General features: G+C 47.7%; 20 protein-coding genes. 3 read left to right on the top strand and 17 right to left on the bottom strand.

Annotated elements, in window-relative coordinates:
• Positions 1–94: 94 nt before the first annotated feature.
• From ACE04G_RS30265 to ACE04G_RS30250, 4 genes are all read right to left on the bottom strand, one after another.
• Complete coding sequence (locus ACE04G_RS30265; protein ID WP_307416816.1) at positions 95–898, bottom strand: response regulator transcription factor; 804 nt, start codon at positions 896–898, stop codon at positions 95–97.
• Between the two features lie 238 nt (positions 899–1,136).
• Entirely contained in the window at positions 1,137–2,537 is a 1,401-nt protein-coding gene (locus ACE04G_RS30260; RefSeq protein ID WP_017687480.1) for a glycosyltransferase family 2 protein, read from the bottom strand.
• Between the two features lie 22 nt (positions 2,538–2,559).
• Entirely contained in the window at positions 2,560–3,768 is a 1,209-nt protein-coding gene (locus ACE04G_RS30255; RefSeq protein WP_091018251.1) for a HEAT repeat domain-containing protein, read from the bottom strand.
• 26 nt (positions 3,769–3,794) lie between these two features.
• Positions 3,795–6,020, bottom strand: a complete 2,226-nt coding sequence (locus ACE04G_RS30250) for a hypothetical protein (protein WP_449005370.1) — start codon at positions 6,018–6,020, stop codon at positions 3,795–3,797.
• A gap of 864 nt (positions 6,021–6,884) precedes the next feature.
• On the opposite strand from ACE04G_RS30250, the gene ACE04G_RS30245 reads away from it, so the two are divergent.
• Together ACE04G_RS30245 and ACE04G_RS30240 are read left to right on the top strand one after the other, a co-directional pair.
• Positions 6,885–8,129, top strand: a complete 1,245-nt coding sequence (locus tag ACE04G_RS30245) for a DNA polymerase IV (RefSeq protein ID WP_339177784.1) — start codon at positions 6,885–6,887, stop codon at positions 8,127–8,129.
• Positions 8,126–8,467, top strand: coding sequence for a YolD-like family protein (locus ACE04G_RS30240; protein ID WP_339177785.1), 342 nt, complete (start codon positions 8,126–8,128; stop codon positions 8,465–8,467). Before ACE04G_RS30245 ends, ACE04G_RS30240 begins: the two co-directional genes overlap by 4 nt.
• Positions 8,468–8,682: 215 nt before the next feature.
• Here ACE04G_RS30240 and glsA read toward each other — a convergent pair whose 3' ends face one another.
• The 9 genes from glsA to ACE04G_RS30195 form a co-directional block, all read right to left on the bottom strand.
• Positions 8,683–9,624 (bottom strand): glutaminase A, encoded by a 942-nt coding sequence (gene glsA / locus ACE04G_RS30235; RefSeq protein WP_221825291.1) that lies wholly within the window; start codon positions 9,622–9,624, stop codon positions 8,683–8,685.
• Positions 9,625–9,684: 60 nt separating this feature from the next.
• Positions 9,685–10,167, bottom strand: a complete 483-nt coding sequence (locus tag ACE04G_RS30230) for a GNAT family N-acetyltransferase (protein WP_339177788.1) — start codon at positions 10,165–10,167, stop codon at positions 9,685–9,687.
• Positions 10,168–10,428: 261 nt separating this feature from the next.
• Positions 10,429–11,664, bottom strand: coding sequence for an L-lactate MFS transporter (locus tag ACE04G_RS30225; protein ID WP_036675050.1), 1,236 nt, complete (start codon positions 11,662–11,664; stop codon positions 10,429–10,431).
• Positions 11,665–11,844: 180 nt separating this feature from the next.
• The gene (locus tag ACE04G_RS30220; protein ID WP_221825295.1) at positions 11,845–12,645 is read right to left on the bottom strand and encodes a LytR/AlgR family response regulator transcription factor; all 801 of its coding nucleotides are present in this window, start codon (positions 12,643–12,645) and stop codon (positions 11,845–11,847) included.
• Between the two features lie 10 nt (positions 12,646–12,655).
• Positions 12,656–14,308, bottom strand: a complete 1,653-nt coding sequence (locus ACE04G_RS30215) for a LytS/YhcK type 5TM receptor domain-containing protein (protein WP_221825436.1) — start codon at positions 14,306–14,308, stop codon at positions 12,656–12,658.
• A gap of 920 nt (positions 14,309–15,228) precedes the next feature.
• A complete protein-coding gene (locus ACE04G_RS30210; RefSeq protein WP_036614589.1) occupies positions 15,229–15,516 on the bottom strand; it encodes a stage VI sporulation protein F in 288 nt (95 codons plus the stop codon).
• A gap of 115 nt (positions 15,517–15,631) precedes the next feature.
• Positions 15,632–17,677 (bottom strand): ATP-dependent DNA helicase RecG, encoded by a 2,046-nt coding sequence (recG, locus tag ACE04G_RS30205; protein WP_076250891.1) that lies wholly within the window; start codon positions 17,675–17,677, stop codon positions 15,632–15,634.
• Positions 17,678–17,687: 10 nt separating this feature from the next.
• A complete protein-coding gene (locus tag ACE04G_RS30200) occupies positions 17,688–18,551 on the bottom strand; it encodes a DegV family protein (RefSeq protein WP_449005369.1) in 864 nt (287 codons plus the stop codon).
• A 28-nt stretch (positions 18,552–18,579) separates the two neighbouring features.
• Positions 18,580–20,391 carry a DAK2 domain-containing protein gene (locus ACE04G_RS30195; protein WP_449005368.1) on the bottom strand — a complete coding sequence of 604 codons (1,812 nt, stop codon included), beginning with the start codon at positions 20,389–20,391 and terminating at the stop codon, positions 18,580–18,582.
• Positions 20,392–21,028: 637 nt separating this feature from the next.
• On the opposite strand from ACE04G_RS30195, the gene rpmB reads away from it, so the two are divergent.
• Complete coding sequence (gene rpmB, locus ACE04G_RS30190; protein WP_017687459.1) at positions 21,029–21,217, top strand: 50S ribosomal protein L28; 189 nt, start codon at positions 21,029–21,031, stop codon at positions 21,215–21,217.
• 194 nt (positions 21,218–21,411) lie between these two features.
• Here the strand turns inward: rpmB and spoVM are convergent, their stop codons facing one another.
• The 4 genes from spoVM to rsgA all read right to left on the bottom strand — a co-directional run bounded on the left by spoVM (position 21,412) and on the right by rsgA (position 23,484).
• The gene (gene spoVM, locus ACE04G_RS30185; protein ID WP_019424875.1) at positions 21,412–21,492 is read right to left on the bottom strand and encodes a stage V sporulation protein SpoVM; all 81 of its coding nucleotides are present in this window, start codon (positions 21,490–21,492) and stop codon (positions 21,412–21,414) included.
• Between the two features lie 167 nt (positions 21,493–21,659).
• Complete coding sequence (locus tag ACE04G_RS30180) at positions 21,660–21,911, bottom strand: hypothetical protein (protein ID WP_221825304.1); 252 nt, start codon at positions 21,909–21,911, stop codon at positions 21,660–21,662.
• A gap of 3 nt (positions 21,912–21,914) precedes the next feature.
• Positions 21,915–22,574, bottom strand: coding sequence for a ribulose-phosphate 3-epimerase (gene rpe / locus ACE04G_RS30175; RefSeq protein WP_449005367.1), 660 nt, complete (start codon positions 22,572–22,574; stop codon positions 21,915–21,917).
• Position 22,575: 1 nt separating this feature from the next.
• Entirely contained in the window at positions 22,576–23,484 is a 909-nt protein-coding gene (rsgA, locus tag ACE04G_RS30170) for a ribosome small subunit-dependent GTPase A (protein WP_047843681.1), read from the bottom strand.
• Between the last annotated feature and the right edge of the window lie 34 nt (positions 23,485–23,518).

Here is a 23,518-nt window from a genome sequence, read left to right as displayed (position 1 = left end):
AATAGATGAGTGTCTATGCTCTAATCTATCTGATTCATAGTGTAAAAAAGCTCTTTCTTTGCACTTCACACAATCAGCTTATTTAATCCGTCTTCTAATGCAGGCAGCGTCTGATTCGGGCATCCAGCTCTACAGGTGAGAATGGTTTGGTCATGTAATCATCCACGCCGCTGCGGAAGCATTGGCTGATCGTCTGCTCGACACGTTGCTCGGTCAACACGACAATTTTGGGCGGATGCTCCATCTCCAGGTTCTGAATATGATGGATGAACGGCAGACCGTCGATGCCATACAGATTCAGCTCGGTGAGCACCAGGTCTGGTGTGACTTTCTCGATCAATTCCAGTGCAGCCAGTCCATCGACGGCTTCATAGGTTTCGTAGCCCTGCATCTTCAACCGCAATTGCAGGAATTCGCGTACCGTAGGATCGTTGTCCACAATCAAAATTCGTTCCGGCTCGTCCGCCGTATTGTCCAGCGTGTAGATATGAATCTCCGACGAATCTACAAGCTTCGAGGACTCAGCCATATGCTGAATAGTTGCCTTCGAAGGGCGCTCCCCTTCCGGGAAACTGGCCAGTGTAATCTGTGGATCGGCACCGGGTACGGTCTCTTGCAATTCATGCTTGATCCGAAGTCCTTCATAATGAACTTCATCCAGTGACAACCCTGGCAGCAGGACGGCAATCGCCTGAGTGGCACCATCCTTCCACACCTGGAAAGCTGTCCCGCTCGTCTGCTCCAGATGTGTCCTGACCTGCTGCTCAGGTTGAGAGTTTCCTGCACAATGGATGAACATTAAGCCGCATGTTTCGGCACCCGTTTCCTTCAATCCCTGTTCTACACTTCGGTACACATTAACGGCAGCCTCACGCTGCAATGTCGCCGTATTTGGCATGTTCTTTTCCACCCTTCTCCTCGATTATCTATATAAGTCCAAAAAATATTATTTACACTGACACTCCGATGACAGAACAACCTTTCGATCACTGTTATCCCCAGATTTTTTTGATTCCTTTATACAAGGGGAAATCCGGGAATAAAGGTGCACGCTTCGCTTCTTCAGGCTTTTTCTGCCCTCTCCGTTATCGTGTAAATGTCTAGTTGGACATATAATTGCTTTGATTATTCTTTACTTAAGCGGCTTCGCTTGTTTTCTTCTCATCCTCGGACCAGCTTTGACGTGTCATAGTACCCCATGAGTTGTTGTTTTGCATGAACTGCACATGTCCCTGCAATCTCCACAGTACGCCGAGCTGATGGTAACCCACGAATTTCAGCGCGGAGTAGACCAGCATTTTGACCAGATCGGAGAGCTTGTTGTAACGTTTGAAAGCAATCTCCTCCAGGACAAGTGCGCCTACACTCAGCAGATAACCACTCACAAAGTTCAGCAGTCCGAACAGAACCAGAATCGGCCATTGCGTCATATCCAGAAGGACATATCCAGCGAGAGCCAAAAGTCCGGTAATCCGGAAATATGGGTTGAGCGCTTCAAAAAGGACGTTATATGGCATGGTCACCATACCCATAACCTTATATTTTGGATTGAACAACATGCCGCGATTCTCAATCATGTTCTTCAGGTTCCCACGGCCCCAGCGCTTGCGCTGACTGGACAAGATCCGGTAGGAATCCGGTGCCTGCGTCCAGCACACGGCCTCAGGGCAGAAGGCAACGCGATACTTCAATTTGTTTTCCAGCATATAACGGTGAAGTTTGATGATGATGTTCATGTCTTCCCCAGGATAACCATCCCGGTATCCACCCACGGCGATTACAGCATCCTTACGGAACATGCCGAAGGCACCGGAGACAATGATCAGACCGTTCATGTGACTCCAGCCAATCCGTCCGCCCAGGAAGGCTTTGAGATATTCGATCGACTGGAACATGGGCCAGATCTTGCGTGGCAGCGATACATCTTGCACTGCCCCGTTTTCAATTTTGCAGCCATTGGCGATCCTTACATCTCCACCGATGGCTACCGTCTCTTCCGGATTCTCCATATACATGCGTGCCATGCGGATCAGGGCATCCTTCTCCAGCAACGAATCGGCATCGATGGAAGAGATTAGCGGATAATGAGACAGGTTGATCCCGGCATTGAGGGAATCGGCCTTACCGCCGTTTTCCTTGTCAATGACATACAGATCCGGGAACTCCGGGTTATGATAGATCCCACGAATTTTCTGACAGGCGATCTTGCCCCGAATCTTCGTATTGGGTACTGGCTTCAGCCGATATTCCTCCAACAGGATATTCAGCGTGGCATCACTGGAGCCATCATTCACGACGATGACTTCATATGTTGGATAATTCAGCGTCATCAAGCAGTTCACATTTTCAATAATCGTCAGTTCCTCGTTGTATGCCGGTACCAGCAGAGAAACGGAAGGTACCAGTTCCGAGCCTGACAATGTATTGTATTTGGAATAATGCGACCGCCGGAAGATCGTCCAGATATTACGGAATGATAAGGCCAGAATGGAAAAGTAGAGCGTATTGACGAAAACAACATAGTAGATTGCGACCATGCCGTAGATTAATAGTAGATCCCTAAGCAGTGTAATCCCCTCCTACCGTAGCGACACCTGTACGTTTCTTGCTCGTTCTGTTCTCTCGTACAGGGCCAAAATAGCGATCGTACAGCAGTCTTTTTTTGTTATGTGCAATCATCTGCTCTACAGCTCTGTCATCGGTTCTCGTGTGCTGCATGGTACTCTCAATCTGCTGCATCGCAATCTCGCGCTCAGCAACTGTACCTTGCACCGCAGCCTGACACAGCGCTTCGAATCCCGGTTCGCCGAGCTTGCTCAGACTCTCTGCACTGTTATATCGAACTCTCCAGTCTTCATCCCGCAGCGCTTTGCGCAGCAATGGAATGCTGCCAGATGCATGCTTGGAACCAAGCGCTTGTACCACTTCGGCGCGAACTTCCGGGTCGGGGTCCTGGATCAGCTTCAGAATCGTCTCATCCCGGAGCGCCGGACTTGCGCTAAGATACAGTTTCACTGCTTCGGCACGTACATCCTGATGTTCTGCGCCTACCAGTCTGTCGAGTGCAGGCATCACTTCAGGTACAGCTTGTCCCCACATGGCAACCAGTCCGACTTTGACAAAATCAGGATTCCGGTCTTCCAACAATTCGATTAGAATTCTGCTCGTATCCAGACTTGTTTCGAGCAAAATATCTGCTGCCAGATGGTGAATGGACTTACCTTTGGTTAACAGCAACGCGAGCATGTCTTTCAGTTCACCTTGCCGAGTCGTACATCTGGAGATGGAACGACCAATCATAATGGCCATCGGGCCCGGTTTCTCATCCTTCAGCAATTCCATCAAACCCGGAACGGCTTCGGGACAACGCATGCCACCCAAGCGATACGCCGCATCGATCTGGCGACCGTAACGCAGACGGCCCAATTCCTTCAGATCATGCTCTACGAATCCTGCTTCACGGCACAGTGCGATTAATTTGTCGCGATACTCACCTTTGAACTGGTCGATCCATTCAATCAGTCTGTCCTGAATGACTCTGCGTTCCAGCGGAGCCAGCTTACCTGGTGGCAATTTGAGTGGACTATTCTCGGTCAAGGCTGTTTGCAGATAGGTGAAGTAGTCACGCTGCTTCAATTCATAAAACGCCGTCTTGCGTCGTTTGCCATTGTGGGACATTTTCATGGCAAACAATACGATGACGCCTACAACAACAAGTGCGATACAGATGTACAAAAACAGATAGGCCAAAGCCAAACTTGGAAACATGTGAAAAGGTCCTCCTTTATACTCATTTATTCGATCTGAAAACTAGGAATTTTTCCATAACTCTTCTTCATTTTTTCGTAGCTTAGCTTCAGGCGTTCACTATACTGCACTTGCTCCCAAGGCTGCCAGCTATATACCGGCAATGTCTTCAGATCCAGGGTCGTCTGTTCACCCCCAGGCCAAGATACTTTCTTCGTGGCGCGGTCCGTTAACCACGGAATGAGTGCAACGCCTTCCACAGCAACTGTAGAGAACTCACGTCCATTCTTGAGCGGTCCATAGTCGATCGCTTGCAGCGAACTCGGATCACCGAATCCGAGCAGCATCCAGGGAATTCGCATCTCCACCTGATTGCCGTTATACTGCCATGCCGTTAATGAATCCGTATCGGGCTGACCGGGAGCCGTCGTTCCCCGCTTCAATGTTCCGACCTTTTCATTCATGAATGGATGAGCAGATCGGGTATCCGGCGGTGTCATTCTCAAGCTGACTGCCAGATTCCATGGGTGGAACGGATCTGCGGAGTCTGACTGCTGATCTGGTAGCATGTCGTATCCATCGTTGCCATACAGACGCTGATTAAAGTCATAATCCTTGGCAATCTCCACCTGAGATTCTTCATTCTGCCCCAGTGTAATCACCGTCTCAAGACCATCACTGAGCGTCCGGCCCGGGAGTAACTTGTCAGGTTGACTGCCTCCAGCAAGTGTATCTGTGCCAATTCGCAGCACTGTCTTCTCCGGGTCAAAAGGTTGATCCAAGGTCAGCCCAATATACAGATAGGCTTCATCATGGGTCATCTTCATTTCCTGAATGCCGTCCACTTGGCCCTGCCAAGTCGTGACCTCCTCATCCTTCAGGTCATCCCAGTCATCTAGTGATCCATCGATGGTCAACTGTTCCTGTTTACCAGGGTCCATGGCAAGCAGACCAAACATTTTCTCGTTTGTCAGCACGTTCAGCCAATACGCACGGCGATCAGCCGGGATTTCCAGTGGCATCGTGTTCCATGTTTTTTTGAACCATTCATCCTGCCACATGAACACAATCGCTCCCGAGTATCCCTCATCATAGATATCCTGCGTCAGTGACGCGTCAATATCTCCCTGCTCTACTTCGTTATGTCCACCCTGATTCCGGCCTCCCATACCCAGATGGGAAATACCAAGAGAAGAGGGTACGCCATACTCTGTAATCATTACAGGCATATCGGAAAACTCGGCTTTTAGCTTGCGCAGATAACTTTTGTACGTGTTGTACTCACCGTTCTCATCCTTGATCGTTTGGAGTGTTTTATCGATATGGAACAGATCCGGGTAATACGGGTACACATGGTAGGCTGCAAAATAACCTCCCTGCCACGCCTCCGGCTGAATATGTCGGGCATCCACACTGACGAGATCCTCTTCATACAGTGGCTCGCCGGGATGATCCAGCACATCGGTGGTTACCCAGTTGGTGAAGGTCATCGGATGTTCCCATCCATACTTCTTCTCCAGGACCGCCGTATGATCCAGCAGCTCTGCGAGCCAGTTCTCGAACGGTGACGCTTCTGGACTCGCCGAGAAATGAACTCCCTTGTACTGCGGCACGTCCGCATGTTTTGCGTTTGTGTTGTCTACCATCGCCGGGTCCCATTCCGTCCCTACATGCCAGGCCATCAGGTATTTTCCTGCATTCGTTTTGTATTTGCCGCTGGACTCTCCCTGCTTGGCAGGAATGTCCGCATCGCCATAGACAGCAGATACGGCCTTTTCAATCTCCTGTTTGAACGTCTGCTCAATATGAACCGCATAGGCATCCTGCTTCTCAATTAACTCTTCTTCAGGTGACCATATGCCCTGTATAAAATATAACGGTTGCTCCCGGCCGCGGTTATATTCGACCAATGCGGAGTAGAAAATCGGTTCGTGAACCGTGTATACCCGAATTACATTGGCTCCCAGATCCTCGATCTGCTGGAACCACCGCAAGTAATCCTCTTTGGTCAGCGGGAATTCTCCCGGGTAATGCCCCGGTGAAGTTGCGCCCAGGTTGACACCTTTGACGAACATCTCCCTCCACGTTCCATCTGGCCCGTATTCCATGAACCGGTCTCCATCGGTCTTGAATTTCATCTCCGTGCCGTTCTCCGCTGTGTACGTAACGAGCTTGGGTTGCATATAGTGCCACCCGGCAAATATCCCGCCAGTCACCACCACTGCTCCTGTCAACACCGTTAATAACCAGCGTCTTCGTCTTTGTCTGCTCATGTCTTTAGATTGCTCACCTCTCTATTATGCATCCTGCTTCAACACCGAATGGTCCAACATGAAGCATAGGAATCATTCCGCTTCGGATGTCCGCTTGGTAGAGATGTCAGCGGTGTAGTTCTCACTATAGCGCTAAGACTCTGCATTTGTAACTAGGCTGATGGAAGCAAACATGAAATGGAACATTCTGCCCATGATTCGTAAAAAGGTCCATCAACTACCACTCGGAAGCCTCTGGGATACCTCTGATTCCCAAACACTAATATTTGCTCGAATTGCATGGATTAGATGCCTGCTGATCTTGCACTTCTGGAACCTTTATTGTTATGTGCAACGCGGGTACAGGCATCGTTTTCCGTTTGAACACATACCCCATTAAACGCGAGTCATATGTTAAAGTTGCGGACCTTTTTACAGTATTAACCATAAAGATTACAAAATTGATACTATAGTCCGATAACGCATCAGCGATATTCCGCGTCACATCAAGGTTTTCTGAAAAATGCAGAAAATCAAAAAAGGACGTCAGTCCCCCTCTATAGGACTGTGCCCATTTATAACCCTTTTACAAAAACCTAAATGAACGCCCGGTCATCACCCAGAGGTCACAGATCTCTCACATTAAATGTAAAAAAGCACATCTTATTTCCTAATTTCAGCCTCTAATATAGCTAATCCATAATTGTGTCCAATTTGCAAAATAATTCCGGTTGCCGCATTTCGAATTGTCAGATATGCTTATAAAACAAGAACACTTGTTCCATACTGTAAATAAACTGTTAATTATCGATGTTCAAATGAACAAATGAAGATAATGAATGCTTAACAGAAGAGCTTAGCATCACGGATAAGGAGAGAAGTCTTATGCCCCGCCAAGACAGACGTGTCATCATGCTGGCAGACTGCCAGTCATTCTATGCCAGTGTGGAGAAGTCTGCACATCCCGAATACAATGACCGCCCCCTCGTTGTTGCGGGAGATCCGGCTCGCCGTTCGGGTATTATTCTTGCGGCCTGCCCACTCGCCAAGTCCTATGGAATTACGACAGCAGAACGACTGGGCGAAGCGCTCGCCAAATGTCCGGATGTTGTTGTTGTTCGCCCCCGGATGGCCGAGTACATTCGGGTGTCCCTTCATATTACGCGTATCCTTCAGTCTTACACCGATCTGGTGGAACCCTATAGTATTGATGAACAGTTCCTCGATGTCACCGGAAGCCTGGATCTGTTTGGCAGTCCCGAGACGATTGCACGCAGCATTCAATCCAGAGTGATGGATGAGACGGGTGTATACATTCGGATCGGCATCAGTGATACCAAGGTTGTTAGCAAGATGGCCTGTGATCTGTACGCCAAGAAAGTCCCCGGGGGCATCTGCACGCTGCCTCGCAAAGATCTGCCTTCAACCATCTGGAAGAAGCCTGTGCGAGACATGTTCATGGTTGGTTCCCGCATGGCGCAGCATCTCTATAAGATGGGGGTCCATACGATCGGTGATCTGGCCCAGACCCCACTGTCCCGACTAAGAGAACGTTGGGGGGTGAATGGCGAGGTACTGTGGCGTATTGCCCGTGGTATCGACGATTCTCCGGTCAAACCCGGGACATATGCTCATCAGCAGCAGGGGATCGGACATCAGATGACGCTGCCCCGGGACTATGACTCCTGGGAAGATATCAAAGTGGTACTGCTTGAACTGGCGGAACTCGTCAGCCGACGTTCCCGGGACAAATCACTCATGGGCCATGTGGTCTCGGTTGGATGTCGCGGACAGGATTATGATCGGCCAACCGGTTTCTCCCGCCAGATGAAGGTGAATGAACCCACCAACATTACGGATGAAGTATATGATGCGGCCGCAGCTCTGTTCCTGCGCCATTGGGACGGATTACCCATCCGCCGTATCAGCGTGTCACTGACCGGACTTGTACCCGATTCCGAAGTACAGCTGTCCTGGTTTGATGACCGCGAACGTAAAAGAGAACTGGAACGTGCCACGGATGATATCAAGCGCAGGTACGGAGAAACCGCCATCATGCGGGCATCCTCCCTCTGCTCGTCCGCGCAAGCCCATGAACGTTCTCATAAAATTGGAGGTCATTATAAATGAGTAAAAAATTGCAGCAAAACGGTATCTTCGAGTCCTCGCGCATGATGCTCCCCGAACACCGGGAAGCCTACACTCTTCATCAGGAACAACTTGCTCCTCGTACCCGCCCCTCCCTGGATGCCCAGGCCGCGGAAGAAATGTCCCGTTTGCTCAGCAACTCGATGATGCTTGGAGATAAGGTCACTATTACGTTGTTTCACGAACATGACGATATCCGTTACACGGGGCAGGTGCTTCGGCTGGACCGTCCTGCCCGGACCCTCAGACTACTGATGGAAGATGGGTCCCGGGATATTCAGATGAACCTCATTACAGATGTGGCCCTAGCCGATGACTGAAGGGAGATATACCCACCCCGATGTTGTGGATATTCCATGATAGATGCAGCATAGCCGTTGTCATGCAGGACTGTCTTCCTACACTTCCAGGTGAATACCAAAAGTAGCCGACGAGACATATCCAGACCATTCACTTCGTTCTAAAGAAGCAAAATATCAGATACGTGATTCATCGGCTACATATAAGGGTAAAGCTTCTTTTTTCTGAAAAACTTTTAGAAAAAGCTCCAGTCAAATTCCTTCGACAGACGCTCGAGCAGATGCACGCCGGCAATACTGTTGCCTTTGCGGTTCAGAGCCGGGCCAACAAGACCTATGCCGAATTGTCCCGGTACAAGGGTCAGTATCCCTCCAGATACTCCACTTTTGGCGGGCAATCCGACCTCGATGGCAAATTCGCCTGATGCATTATACATACCACAGGTGGTCATGAAGGTTTTGGCAATCTGAACATAGCGACGAGGGATGAGTTCTTCTCCCGTAATTGGATCTGTTCCATTATAGGCCAGAACGAGTGACATTCGAGACAAATCTGCACACGTCACTTCAATGGAGCAATGACGGAAATACACGGCAAGCACGTCTTCAACGTCATCCTTAATGACTCCGTTGTGCTTCAAAAAGTAGCCAAGTGAACGATTCATATGACCACTCTCCGATTCGGACTGGAATACCTCTTCGTTATAGCCCAGGCGATCATTGTGTGCCAGTTTGCGGAAAAACTCCAGAATGCGGCGTGATTTCTCTTCCTTACAGTCTCCTCCAACAAGCGAGGACACCGTAATCGCACCCGCATTAATCAAGGGATTAAACGGAATACCGGGTTCGACTAGTTCAAGCTTAACCATCGAATCGTAATCGTCGCCTGTGGGTTCTTTTCCTACATTAAAGAAGACAGCTTCTTCTCCATGATCCATTAAAGCCAGAATAAGGGTAAATACTTTGGAGATACTTTGCATCGTAAATGGGACACCGCAATCCCCTGCCGACACATAGTTCCCTTCAGCGTCCATGATATGTATACCAAGCTCATCCTGAGAGGCTTTGACAAGCTCTGGAATATAAGAAGCCACCTTACCCTGCCCGGTGTGCAAACGACTGGTCTCCAGCCACTCCGGCAGCAATGCATTCAGACGTTCCATGGTTGAATTGCTCATATGTCATCTCCTCCACATCTCTATATAAGCTAGCATCTGATTACCCTCAGAACAGTTCCTTTACCGATTTATTTGAAGGTTCAACTCCAAAATCTCACCAGGAAGACCATCGTAATCGCCTATCCAGGTGGATACAAAGTTCTGTCTGGTCAAGATCCGGCGGGAAGCAGCGTTACCTGGATCGATAACTGCATAGAGTGATCCCATCCCTGCGGCTTGTGCCTGTATAATCAACCGTGACGCTATGGATGTGCCTTGACCTTTGCCCCAATGTTCAGGCAGGATCATGTAACCTATCTCAGCCCTGGTCGGGTCCTCCTGATCCGGAATCAATTTGGCATACGCTACACCGGCCCCATCTTCACTGAATACCCGGTAATGTCCGCAAGTGGAACGCTCATTAAACTCCAGCATGGACTCGAATTGTGTTCTCGCCTCTTGCTCAGGTATTGCACGTTCTGTAATCTGTTTCATTACTTCCATATTGGAAACCAATGCATAATAATCATCAAAATCAGGTTGTGTGTATTTAATGAACTTCATGATATGCCTCCTCTGGGGTACATAACTTGGTCTTAGTCTTGATGAATTCACCTAGAGTATAACAGATGCGAATGATGGAATGCACACAAGGCACCACGCTTGCAGGCAGCCAGATGGTCCGATAGGCTAACAGTCCGGCAATCTGACAACTGTAGATACCAAAAAGCGGCCTCATCTGGAGACCGCTTTGTTTACTTTATTTTTTAATTTGCTTTTTAAGATGAAGAAATATTCTCTGTTCCGTACTTCCCGTGCATGTTGTTAGCTTGCCCGTGATGAAGGGTTAAGATTCATCTGTTTTTCACGTTGACGTGCACGACGACCTTCACCTGGAGGGGTAATGATCAGTGCGAGCAACAACGAGACAGCGCAGAGTACAGCAATCACGATGAAGGTTAGATGGAATCCGCCCAGCAGGGCGCTGATGAATGATCCTGCCAAAGCACCAAATCCAAATCCCTGATAGATGACACCATAGTTTTTGCTCTGATTTTTCAGTCCGAAGTAATCGGCCACAATCGCCGGGAATACCGTAATGTTACCGCCAAAGCAGAATGCAACGGCCGCCACACATGCGAAGAAGATCCCGAAGGTCAGTGGAACCAGACTAAGTGTCATGACCGCTACGGCTGTAACCAGCAGCGCACCAGCGATGACTTTCATTCGTCCTACTTTATCCGACAGCGCACCGAGAATAATACGTCCTGCCGTGTTAAAGATCGCAACCATGGCCACTGCGTTCGCAGCGGTAGCTACATCAAGACCTGCAAGCTGTACACCGATATCTTTGACAATACCGATCAGATACAAACCGCTCATACACGCCGTGAAGAAAATAACAAACAGCATGTACGCTTCTTTTGTACGCAGCATCTCTTTCACCGTGTAATCATGACGTGCCACGACTTGTTTGGATCCTTCCTTGCTTGCCGGAGCCTGTTCACGAACAACCGCTTCACGGATCAGGAATGATCCCGCAACGACCAGAACCAGAACGATAATGCCCCAGTACATAAATGCCTGAGCAGGACCAACGGCACCAATCAATGCCGTGTTCACATATTTGAACAATAAACTACCAGTACCAAAGGCTCCGACCGAGATCCCCGAGATCAGACCTTTACGCTCCGGGAACCATTTGATCAGATTAGACAGCGACGTAATGTACGCCGTACCATCTGCAAAACCAACGACAAATCCAGCCAAAATGTACAGCAGTGTTAACGAGGTTACTTGGGAACTCAGAATAAGACCCAGCCCAAGCACAACCCCGGCTACACGGATCAGACGCTGAAGACCCCAACGTTCCTGCAACCGGCCTGCAAACAATGTGGCAAAAGCCAAAGCAAAACTGGTAATTGAAAAAGTTATCGCGACCGAGCTGACGTCCCATCCGAAACGATCAGACAACGGTTGATTAAATAAACTCCAAGTATAGATGGTTCCAAGACCCATTTGTACAATGATGGTCCCCAAAACAATAAGCCAGCGGTTCATTTTTGTAGGTGCAGATGTTGATTCAGGTGTTGATGAAACGGATGAAATTGTTGCTTTCATCGTGATCTCCCCTTTGCCGATGTCATATACATGAATGCGTTCACAAGCTAATCATACATGAAAGGGGATTCATCACACCGTTTTGAGCATGAGTTGCATCAGATGCGGAATGAAATGCTTCTAGATGCGCATGAGTTGCCTGAATTCTTTGACCTTCCCGCGACTCACGGGCACTTCAGCTTCCAAATCGCGCAGACGGAGCAGATACGTATTGTTAAACCAAGGTACAATTTCACGGATTTGCGACAGATTTACGACGTACGAACGGTGGCAGCGAAAGAACATATCCTGTGGCAGACGGCTGTGAAAATCCGATATGCTCACTGGCATGGTGAACTCCCCATTTTTGGTATATACCTTCGTCACCTTCTCTTGCGCTTCCGCATAGTAGATGTCTGCCGTATCCGTAACAATAATATTGTCATTCCGCAGCAGATTAATTCTTCTGTCTGTATGGGAATTCGTATCTCGTTCTCGTAACAGATCTCCCTGTGCAGCAGATCCGTCCACCATAGTAGCTGGTCCATCCTCAACATGTTGCTCCACCGGCGTATGATCACGTTTGAATGCGAGCTCCAGCTTATGGAGCATTGCAGCAATTCGTTTCTCGTCATACGGCTTCAGAATATAATCAAACGCCTCCAACTCAAAGGCTTCCGCTGCATGTTCCTTATACGCCGTAGTAAATACAATGTAGGGTTTCGTTGCAAACTTCCCAATATGATGTGCAAGCATCATACCGTCCAGCGAGGGAATATTGATATCGAGAAAAATAACATCTACTTCTTGTTCCTGCAAAAACTTAAGTACATCCAGCCCGTCTTCAAGGCGATCCACCACCTCAATCTGACTATGTTCCTGGATTAAATAATTCAATTCCTCACTTGCCAGAATCTCGTCTTCCACAATAAGAGCTCTCATTGATCCATCATCACCTTGTTACGACATCTCCTTTGGGCACATCAAATAAAATATCGGTTCCTTGTTCCAGCCTAGTAATGGTTACACCTTGTCCGTAAATAAGTTTGACCCGGCGATGCACATTATATAGCCCGATCTGGTTACCAGGCATACGGTCGTGGTAGACACGTTCAATAATATCTGCACTGATGCCTGCTCCTGTATCACTGACACTGATTCGTACAAACTCCGGATAATCCTGTACCCGAATTCGAACAGTCCCGGGTCCTTTCACCTTGAGAATGCCATGAATAATTGCATTTTCGACGAGCGGTTGGATAACAAGACTCGGAATATGCACCACGACCTCATCAATCTCATAGATCACATTCAGTCGGCTGCCGAAGCGGGCTTTCTCAATCTCTACATAATTGCGGACCTGCTCCAGTTCCTTATGAATATCAATTAACTCATCCGACAGCTCCAGATTGTAACGCATGTACCCGGATAGATTCACAATCAACTCGCGCGCTCGATCCGGTTTGGTTCGGATGGACGATGCAATCGCATTTAGCGCATTAAATAGAAAATGAGGATGTATGGTCGTCTGCAATGCACGCAGCTCTGCTTTGTTGGCAGCAGTCTTGATCTCTTCTACCCGCGATACCTCCATCTGGGTCGAGATGATCTGCGATAGACCTACAGCCATCGTTTGTAATGGATACGTAATTTTGTACGCTTTGCGATAATAGATTTTGAGCGCACCTGTAATGTCTCCTCGTTCTTTGAGCGGAATGATTAACAGCGAGTGGATATCGGGTGTTTTTTCATCAATGACATCATTACTGATCGTAATCTCCCCGCTGGATATCGTCTTCTTGGTCATCTCACTAATAATTTCATTACCGATATGATATCGTTCCTCACCAAATCCTACATAAGCCAGTACATTCCGGGTATCCGTAATTGCAACCGCATCAGCCTGAATATCCTCCTGAATAATCCGGCAGATCTTGCGCAGAGAATCCTCATCAATCGAACGGAAATACGGCAAGGTTTTGTTTGCAATCTCCAGCGCGAGCTTCGCCTGACGAGCTGCAATCATTTCCTTTTCCCCTTCAACACTCTGCACCAAGAGCACAATAAGCCCAATGTTGACTTCACCCAGAATCATAGGCAGCGCAATCTGCGAGACAATATCGGCACCCAATGGATCGGGATAGGAAAATAGCAGGATTAATAACATCGTCAGCGCTTCACAGATCATTCCAGCACCAATACCGATGATCCATCGCTTAGGCTTGGGCGTGTACTTATGTATATATCCAGAAACCAGACCTGCCAGGATACTTGTGATTAGACACGGTATAGCTGTGACTCCATCCATATCGATCAAATACCGATGCACCCCGGAGACAATCCCCGTAATAATACCCACAGGCGCTCCGAACAAAATACCACCCGATAACACGGCGATGATCCGTACGTTTACCAATGAACCTTCAACATTAATGCCCGTATATGTCCCGAAAATGGCAAAAGCACAGAATAACAAGGTAACCGCAATAGACTCCTGCCACCTTAATTTCCCTTTTTGCAGAATCTGCCTAAACCTTGGCACCCTCGACAGAAAGAATAAAAATATAATCAACAGCGCCGCCCGTTCAAATAAACCCAGCAGCATCGTAAACATCTCCAATCGTACTTCCTCCACATCTATCTGAAAATAAAATGCATACCGACATAGCCACGCCTTTTTGACGTAAAATCCAGGACATTAATCCATAAGGCTCGTATGCAACAGTTTACCGCTCCACCTGAAGGAAAGCAAAGTCCATCCTGTGAAAATACATCAACTATATTGCACCATTCACACCATAGTTCATCCCTTAACTTCTATGAAAATGTCCGAGTTCAGAAAAACCTATGTTATAATTAGTTGTCATGTTATTCCAATTATTAATGAATTTAATCACAGAAAGGTGTTCATGCATGCTTGCCATTCTACTCCTGGGTTCACTTCTACTTTTTAGCCTAATATGGCTTACCCTGTATGTTGTCTCCAGACGATCCAATAACCCTGATCGCTCAACAAGACTTGTCCTGCAAATTATTTTATTTATCTCAATCCTGACTTTAATTGTACAGGACTACATCCTGAAAGAAGATCCTTATAACAGCACTATAATTGTAGTTCTACTCATAACTTTAATATTCATCAGCTCTTTCCAAGATAAAAGTAAAAGTGCAGCGGATGAAAATACATAAACACTATTTAAAGTCCAACTAAAACGATCTTCATCCCTACCTCCACCAAAAAAAGGGTGTTCCATTAGTCAGATGACTTAATGGAACACCCTTCTTTACATTACCACACCAACTTGAGTGTAATTTGGCTTTTCTAAAGTACTTTCGTTTACACAACAACGGAGAGGGCAGAACCAATCTGAAGAAGCGAAGCGTGCGCCTTTATCCCCGGATTTTACCCTTTAGAAAAGGGAATCAAAAAAATCCGGGGATAACAGCGATCGAAAGATGGTACTGCACTCGTAGTGCCCCCGTGTAAACAAAGCTCTTTAACCCACCCAACATTACACCAAATCCCTACCTAAACATCCCCCACAGCTTAATCAAATGAAACGTATTGTTCGGATCAATCTTCTGCGCGAGCACAAACGCAACAAACTGTTCCTCCTGCGCCGGAGAGAAGTTCTCATTCATAATGACAGCGGAAGACTTGACCAACCTTCTGACCTTGGCCTTATCTTGCAGATCAGACTTGGTTACGCCATCAATCAACTTTTTGATACGCTCTTTGACAGCGGGATTTTTCATCTTTAATTTGATCCGCTCCACCAGCTGCGGACTAATTCCATATTGTTGATAACCCAAAACGTATAGCACCTCCCAAAAGAATGAACTCACTTCTTATTCATATGTCGGGAGGGCTTGTACACTTGTCTTTTTTTACAAAGGTAATATGAAAAACTCGCTATTATGGCATACATTAGTCAATTAGATCACCCTTGAATACTTGCTGTTGCTGTAGGAAATCACGCAGAGGTGCATAGTCCATAGAGGTCCAGAAGGTCGCATCCTCAATTAAGTGGGTCACGTCATCTCTGGCTTGTTCGAGCACAGCAAAATCGGCAACCATATCGGCAAGACGGAACTCAGGCAATCCGCTTTGTTTGGTACCAAAGAAATCACCCGGACCCCGGAGATCGAGGTCACGCCGGGATACCTCGAATCCATCCTCCGTTTCCGTCATAACCTTCATACGTTCCTGTCCGACCTCCGTCTTGGGATCAGCAATGAGTACACAATAGGAAGCATGCGCACCACGACCGACCCGACCACGAAGCTGATGCAGCTGGGAGAGACCGAAGCGGTCCGCGTCCATAATGACCATCAACGTGGCATTTGGCACATCGACCCCGACCTCGACAACGGTGGTGGAGACAAGCAACTGAATATCATTGCTGTAGAAGTCTCGCATCATCTCTTCTTTTTCCGCGGCTGTCATCCGTCCATGCAGCAGACCTACACGATATTTTGGAAAGTTCTGCTGCATCTGCACATGCAGATCAATGGCATTCTGCACATCCAACTTCTCCGACTCTTCAATGAGCGGACAGATTAGATAGGCCTGCCGGCCCTGATCCACTTCTCTGGAGATAAAACCGAGCACCCGCTCCATCATATCGTGTTTAACCCAATACGTGGAGATGGGAATCCGTCCTTTCGGACGTTCCGAGATCGTGGATACCTCAATATCCCCAAAAGCCGTAATCGCAAGTGTCCGTGGAATAGGCGTTGCCGTCATTGTTAACACATCCGGATTATATCCTTTGCGTCGTAAAACGCTGCGCTGATTCACCCCGAAGCGATGCTGCTCGTCCGTCACCACAAGACCCAGATCACGGAAGAAAACATCTTCCTGAATCAGGGCGTGTGTACCCACCACGATATCAATCATGCCCATTTGCAACGAGGCGATCAGATCTTTACGTTTACGTCCATTTACACTGCCCGTTAACAGCCCTACAGTTACCCCAAACGGTTCAAACAGCTTTTGCAGTGAGCGCATATGCTGTTCCGCCAGAATCTCCGTAGGCACCATCAGAGCCCCTTGGAACCCAGATCGAACAGTCGTGTATAGCGCAATTGCCGCAATAACCGTTTTACCCGATCCCACATCACCCTGCAATAAACGATTCATCGCATAGGGCGAACGCATATCATGCAGAATTTCAAGCTCCACCTTTTTCTGTGCATCTGTTAATTCAAAAGGTAAACTTCGTACAAACTCACGAATCGTCGTATTGTCCGTGGTATGCACTACACCATCCATGCGATTTCGGTTCAACGCACGATACGCCTGCATTTTCAACTGGAACAGAAACAGCTCTTCATACACCATCCGCTGTCTGGCCTGTTGACCTTCCCGGTTGTCCTGTGGACGATGAATTCCAGCAATCGCTTGTTTACGAGGCATCAAGCTGTATTTCTTCATCAAGGACTGAGGCAGAATCTCAGGAATCATATCTCCGAATTGGATTAATCCCTGATTGATCGTTTTCCTCATCCATTGTTGCGTCAGCTTGCCGGTTACCGAGTATACAGGTTGCAGTGTACCTGAACGCCCATCCCCTTTATCGGGGAACTCCGAGTCAGTCACGGTCATCTGCATACGTTTTTGTTCCCATTTTCCCGTAATCACAATCTCCCGATTGGGCGTAAGCTGCTCTTTGAGGAAATGGCGATTGAACCACGTTGCTGTAATCATCCACTCTTCCGTCATGATCTTACAGGTCAGACGGGACTTTTTACCGTATCGTTGTAATACAGGAATACCCATCACCTGTCCCTGGACCGTAATCTTGTCCCCATCCTTCACTTCACTAAGGGAACGCAGACGATAATCCTCGTAACGGAACGGATAATATTCAAGCAGGTCTTTAACAGTAGAGATGCCAAAGGCGTGAAGCTCTCCCTCTTTGAGAGCACTCACGCCGTTAATTTGCTTAACTGATATTTCTTCCAATTTCATGTCTAATCCCTCATTCCGGAACAGGCCACATAAAGATCGCAATGACACCAGGTCCAACATGACTGCCTATTACGGCTCCAATATTGGTATAGATCACTTCATTCAGTGTAAAATGACCCCGCAGCTGTTCTGCACAAGCGATCGCTGATCCCGGGTCAGCGGTATGACCTACCGCCAGGTTAACCCGTTTGCCTGCAAGATCCTTCTGGAACAGCTCAATAATGCGTGCCATTGCTTTTTTATGACCTCTGACTTTCTCAACTGCGTAGATAACGCCTTCTTCATCAATAGACAGGATCGGCTTAATGTTAAGCAACGTTCCCAAAATGGCTGAAGCTTTGCCAATCCGACCGCCTTTTTGCAGATACTCAAGGGTATCCACGAGAAAGAACAATTGGCGAGATTGTTGCATCCCTTCAATGGCAGTAGTGATTTCGACTGCTGACTTGCCCTGTTCGGCAAGTTCAGCAGCCTGTACTACCATTAGACCGTATCCATACGATGCTGACTTCGAATCCAGCACGGTGATGTCACCCTCACGCTCCAGCAAAGACTTGCCAAGCATGGCCGATTGGTAGGTACCACTCATGCCGGATGACAGGTGGATCGATACAATCGGGCGTTCCGGGTTCTCATCAAGCAATGCTTGGTACACATTCATGAAGTCAGTTGGAGATGGCTGTGAAGTTGTAGGCAACACAGATACCTTCTTCAATTTTTCGTAGAACTGTTCAGAAGTCAGATCAACGCCATCTGCATAGGTCTCTTCACCGAAAAGAACACGCAGCGGAACAATGTGAATTCCGTATTTGCGAATGAGTTCTTCGGGAATATCTGCCGTACTGTCTGTTACTATCGCAACCTTGTGGCTCATGACTCTCCTCCTCTTCGCTAGAGTGCTATTAGGACTCTACGGAGAACAAATAATAATATACAGGCTGTCCTCCAAGATGTACCTCTACCTCAGCATCAGGATACTGTTCTTCAAGCCATGCAGCGAGGGCAGCAGTAACCTCAGGGTCCGCTTCTTCCCCTTCAAGGATCGTCACCACTTCATCTCCACTCTCCATCATCTGTTTGAGCAGACCTTCACATGCTTGAAGCATGGTTTCATCCGTCGCTACAATTTTGGAGTTATGAATACCGATATAGTGCCCCACCTTAATATCTAATTCATCATATTGCGTATCACGAACCGCATGAGTCACTTGACCGGACTGTACCCGGCTAATGGCCTCCAACATTTGATCACGGTTTGTTTCCGCAGACTCATCTTCCTGGAAAGCAAAGGCAGCAGCCATCCCCTGTGGAATGGTTTTGCTTGGAATAACCGTAACCCGGCGCTCATCTTCAAGCAGTTCACGAGCCTGCTCCGCAGCCAGTACAATATTCGAGTTATTCGGGAGTATAAACACCTGCTCCGCAGAAATGGAACGAACGGCTTTTACAAAATCCTCAGTACTCGGATTCATCGTCTGTCCACCGGACAGAACGACATCAACGCCAAGACTTTGGAAGATCTCTGCTATACCGTCACCGGAGGATACCGCAATAAAACCATACGGTGCCATCTCATCTGCAGGAAGCACAGCCTCTTCCATACTGCGCGCCGCCTCAGGTGGAATCTCTGCAAACAATTCAGGTGATGGAGCGATGTCCATGCCTGCTGTGAGGAGATCCCGATGCTGTTCACGCATATTAAGAATATGAATCTGTGTAATCTCCCCATAATGCAGCGCCAGGTTTAATACATCGCCTGGTGTCTTGGAATGGACATGAACTTTAATGACTTCATCATCGGCAATAATAATGATCGAATCTCCATTAACTGACAACGCTTTCCGGAATGCTTCGTCATCAAATGCCACTCCTGCGTTCTCTCCAAGCTCACGGTTAATGAAAAATTCCATATCATAAAGGAACTCAATATCTTCCGTTTCCAATCTCGCCTGAGCAGACAATGGCATCTCTGGTGCAATCACCTGCTGCTGTGCAGGCTTCTTGATATCCACTTCTGTCGGTGCAGCCGGTTTCAAAGCAAATGCTGCCAAGGATGGGGTTACTTCTTTGTTCAACGAAGTATGATTCCCTCCGTCACTTTGCAGCAATACTTCCATAAAGCCCTCGTAGATATATACAAGCCCCTGACCACCTGAATCCACAACACCAACCTGTTTCAGTACAGGCAGTAATTCCGGAGTCATTGCCAGTGCTTCTTTTGCTTTTAACAAAACTTCATTCATTAATTCAGTAATATCATTCGTCCGTCTTGCGTAGTAGTTGGCATGTTTCGCCGCTTCCTTGGCTACGGTAAGAATGGTCCCTTCAACGGGCTTTACGACTGCTTTGTAAGCTGCGTCAACACCGTTCTGCAGGGCTGCTGCAAATTGGAGCGTATTCAGTTCCTCATAGGGAGCAGCTGAACGACTAAAACCACGGAACAATTGCGACAGAATAACACCTGAATTCCCCCGTGCGCCCATAAGCAGGCCTTTCGATAGAATACCGGCAGCTTCGCCGATGGAGGCAGAACTTTTTCTTTTAATCTCTGCGACTCCTGCACTCATTGTCAAATTCATGTTCGTTCCCGTGTCACCATCCGGCACAGGGAAAACATTCAGGGAATTGACGTGCTCTGCATGCTGTCCAAGTTGTTCCGCTCCGGCAAGTACCATTGCGGTGAAATCTGTTCCATTTAAAGAACGTATACTCAAGTGAGAATTCCCCTTCCTAGCTTGATACACGAACACCTTGCACCAAGATGTGTCTGGTCTGTTCATGCGCTAACGCGGACTGCGTTATTCTTCGTCCATACCTTGTCCGGCACAGGCATACAATACAACATGTCAGCCGGATTAACGGTCTGGGCGGCCGGACTACCAATATCCTGCACTCTCTGCACCCCTAACTTCGGGGCATACGGATATGCACCGGTATCAAGAGCCGGCATGAATGCCGCATGGAGACTGGTGCCAATGATGGAATGCCGCAGCTCACAGCGTTGCCAAAAAGCAGACCACCGACCTCTAAGTACGGTTTATTCTCCGACTTCCTCGCGGCAACAGCCTGTTCACCACTGTATTATGGACTACTCAACATTGTACTATATTAGACAGGAGAAATAAATAAAGTTTTTGGATCAGTTGACGAAGCTTTTTTAATTATGATATTATATTCAAGTATTGTTTTATGCAGGTTAAGTAATGGAAATGATCCGGTTCATGCCGGCTTAAACAACGCCATTAGCTACTGAAACCTGATCTTTATGATCAGGAAGAACAATTTAGCCCTTATGGAATGACTTTTCGTTTCTGAAGGCAACTGGTTATTTTAGGATAGGAGGTGTAATCTATGTCTCGCAAATGTTATGTGACAGGTAAGAAACCGGGCACCGGTAACCACGTATCCCACGCTAACAACCGTAACCGTCGTACTTGGGGCGTAAACGTTCAGAAGGTCCGCATTCTCGTTGACGGCAAACCAAAACGTGTATACGTAAGCACCCGTGCACTGAAAGCCGGTAAAGTGACTCGCGTATAATCACGCAAAGCTACTATAAATCGGGTAAGCAAAAAGCACCTTGTTCCTTGCAGGTGCTTTTTTGGTATTCAAAAAAAGGATTCTTGAATACGCTCATTAACATGTGAATGGCCGCCGCATGGCGCTTCGCAGGTACGAATTCCAGATAAGCCTGAGCCAAAGCGGCGGTATTCCCTGTTACCTTATCAATCGGATCAGTTCTTTTGAAACGTATTAAGTATCGCCTTTACAAACCCTCCCAAAAACTTCGGCAGTTTGAATGTGTAAAATTTCATAATTCACCCTCCCCATCATGCTCATGCGTCCGCCGTATCCTATGCTTCAGGCCTTCTTCACCTCAAACACGACAAAAAAGGCTACATGAGAAACCTGCTCATGTAACCATATTTATGCGGAACCTTCGATCCCTATTCCACAATGACAAGCCCGAAGATCAGTTCATTTACGTTTGGGAAGGAATATATTGATAGACAGCGATCATGAAAACACTCAGTACATAATACAGTATGCTGAATATGACAAAAGTAACCCGATGTCCGGTACGATCAAATTTGCGGAAATACATAATAACAACGCCTACCCCGATTAATGACGTAATGGCATTAAACGGGGATTGAATAACCGCAAACAAAGCAAGCACAAGTCCCGTCACGAGACTCGCAGCCATCGTCCACAGTGTCTCCTTGAAGGTCATAGATCAGCCTCCGTAGCTACGGCGAATTTCAGTAATCGCTGCAGCGCGATCCTCACGTCCAAATACGGCACTCCCGGCAACGAGCACATCTGCTCCAGCCTCCACTACAAGTGGAGCTGTATCGGCTGCAATCCCGCCATCTACTTCGATATGTACATCATGGCGTCCCTTTTCGTTCAACCAGGTACGAATCTGCTTGATTTTGTTCATGGTACCCGAGATAAATGCCTGTCCGCCAAAGCCAGGATTGACCGTCATAACAAGAACCATGTCCACATCATCCAGAACTTCGAGAATGGCAGACGCTGGCGTTCCTGGATTAAGGGCAACTCCTGCCTTCACTCCTTGCTCCTTAATGAGATGAATAACGCGGTGCAAATGCACACAAGCCTCAGCATGAACAGTAATTACCGCTGCACCCGCTTTGGCAAATTCCTCAACATAACGCTCCGGATTCTCAATCATCAAATGCACATCGAGCAGCAAGCTTGTATGTGGAGCAATTGCCTTCACAATAGCAGGTCCAAGTGTAATATTAGGGACGAAATGACCGTCCATAACGTCAACATGAATCCAGTCTCCTCCTGCAGCTTGGGCTTCTGCAACTTCCGCACCAAGGCGGGCAAAATCAGCTGATAATATCGATGGGGCAATTTTAATCATGTTAATACCTCCGCTTCTTATCTTTCATTTCGGTCAGGAACAGCACATAGTGCTGATATCGGCTTTCGGAGATCAGACCTTCCTCTTTGGCCGCAAGCACACGACAGCCTGGTTCATGTGTATGGGTACAACCTCGGAATTTGCACTGATCTGCAAACTGGGCGAATTCCCGGAAACAAGTGGAGAGTTCCTCCACACCGATCTCCAGAAAGTCCAGTTGGCTGAATCCTGGCGTATCCGCAACAAATCCACCATTATCCAACGGAATAAGCTCCACGTGCCTGGTGGTGTGTTTCCCTCGCCCCAGACGCATGCTGATTGCATTTGTCTCCAGCGTCAGGCCCGGCATCAATGCATTTAACATCGAAGACTTGCCTACACCGGATTGTCCGGAGAATACGCTGATCTTACCAGCCAGACGATCTCTGAGCAATTCACTTCCTTCACCGGTACGTGAACTTGTGGAAATCACTTCATAACCAACCTGTTCATACAATGCTTTCACTTCAGCAACAGTGTCTTTGGATGGATCAGCCAAATCCAGTTTGGTCAAAACAATGAGTGCATCCAGCCCCGCCTGCTCGATGTGAACAAGGAACTTGTCCAACAGGTTCAGGTTCATATCCGGTTCCTTCACAGAGAACACGAGAACAGCCAAACTTACATTCGCTACAGGAGGACGGATAAGTTCCGTCTCACGCTTCCGAATTTCATCAACCGTTCCTTCTCCGTTCTCAGTCAACATGTAGCTGACGCGATCACCTACAAGCGGTGACGTTCCCCGCTTTCTGAAGATACCTCTGGCTCGACATTGAACGGCGGAACCTTCAACCGAAGGAACCCCGTTGTCTTCCACTGGCATGACATAATAGTAACCGCTTAGCGCTTTAACGATGATACCTTCTGGCATAGCTCCGTCGCCCTCCTTTAGATGGTGGTACATT

Source organism: Paenibacillus sp. AGC31, assembly GCF_057334655.1.
This window is presented reverse-complemented; position numbering and strand designations above follow the sequence as displayed.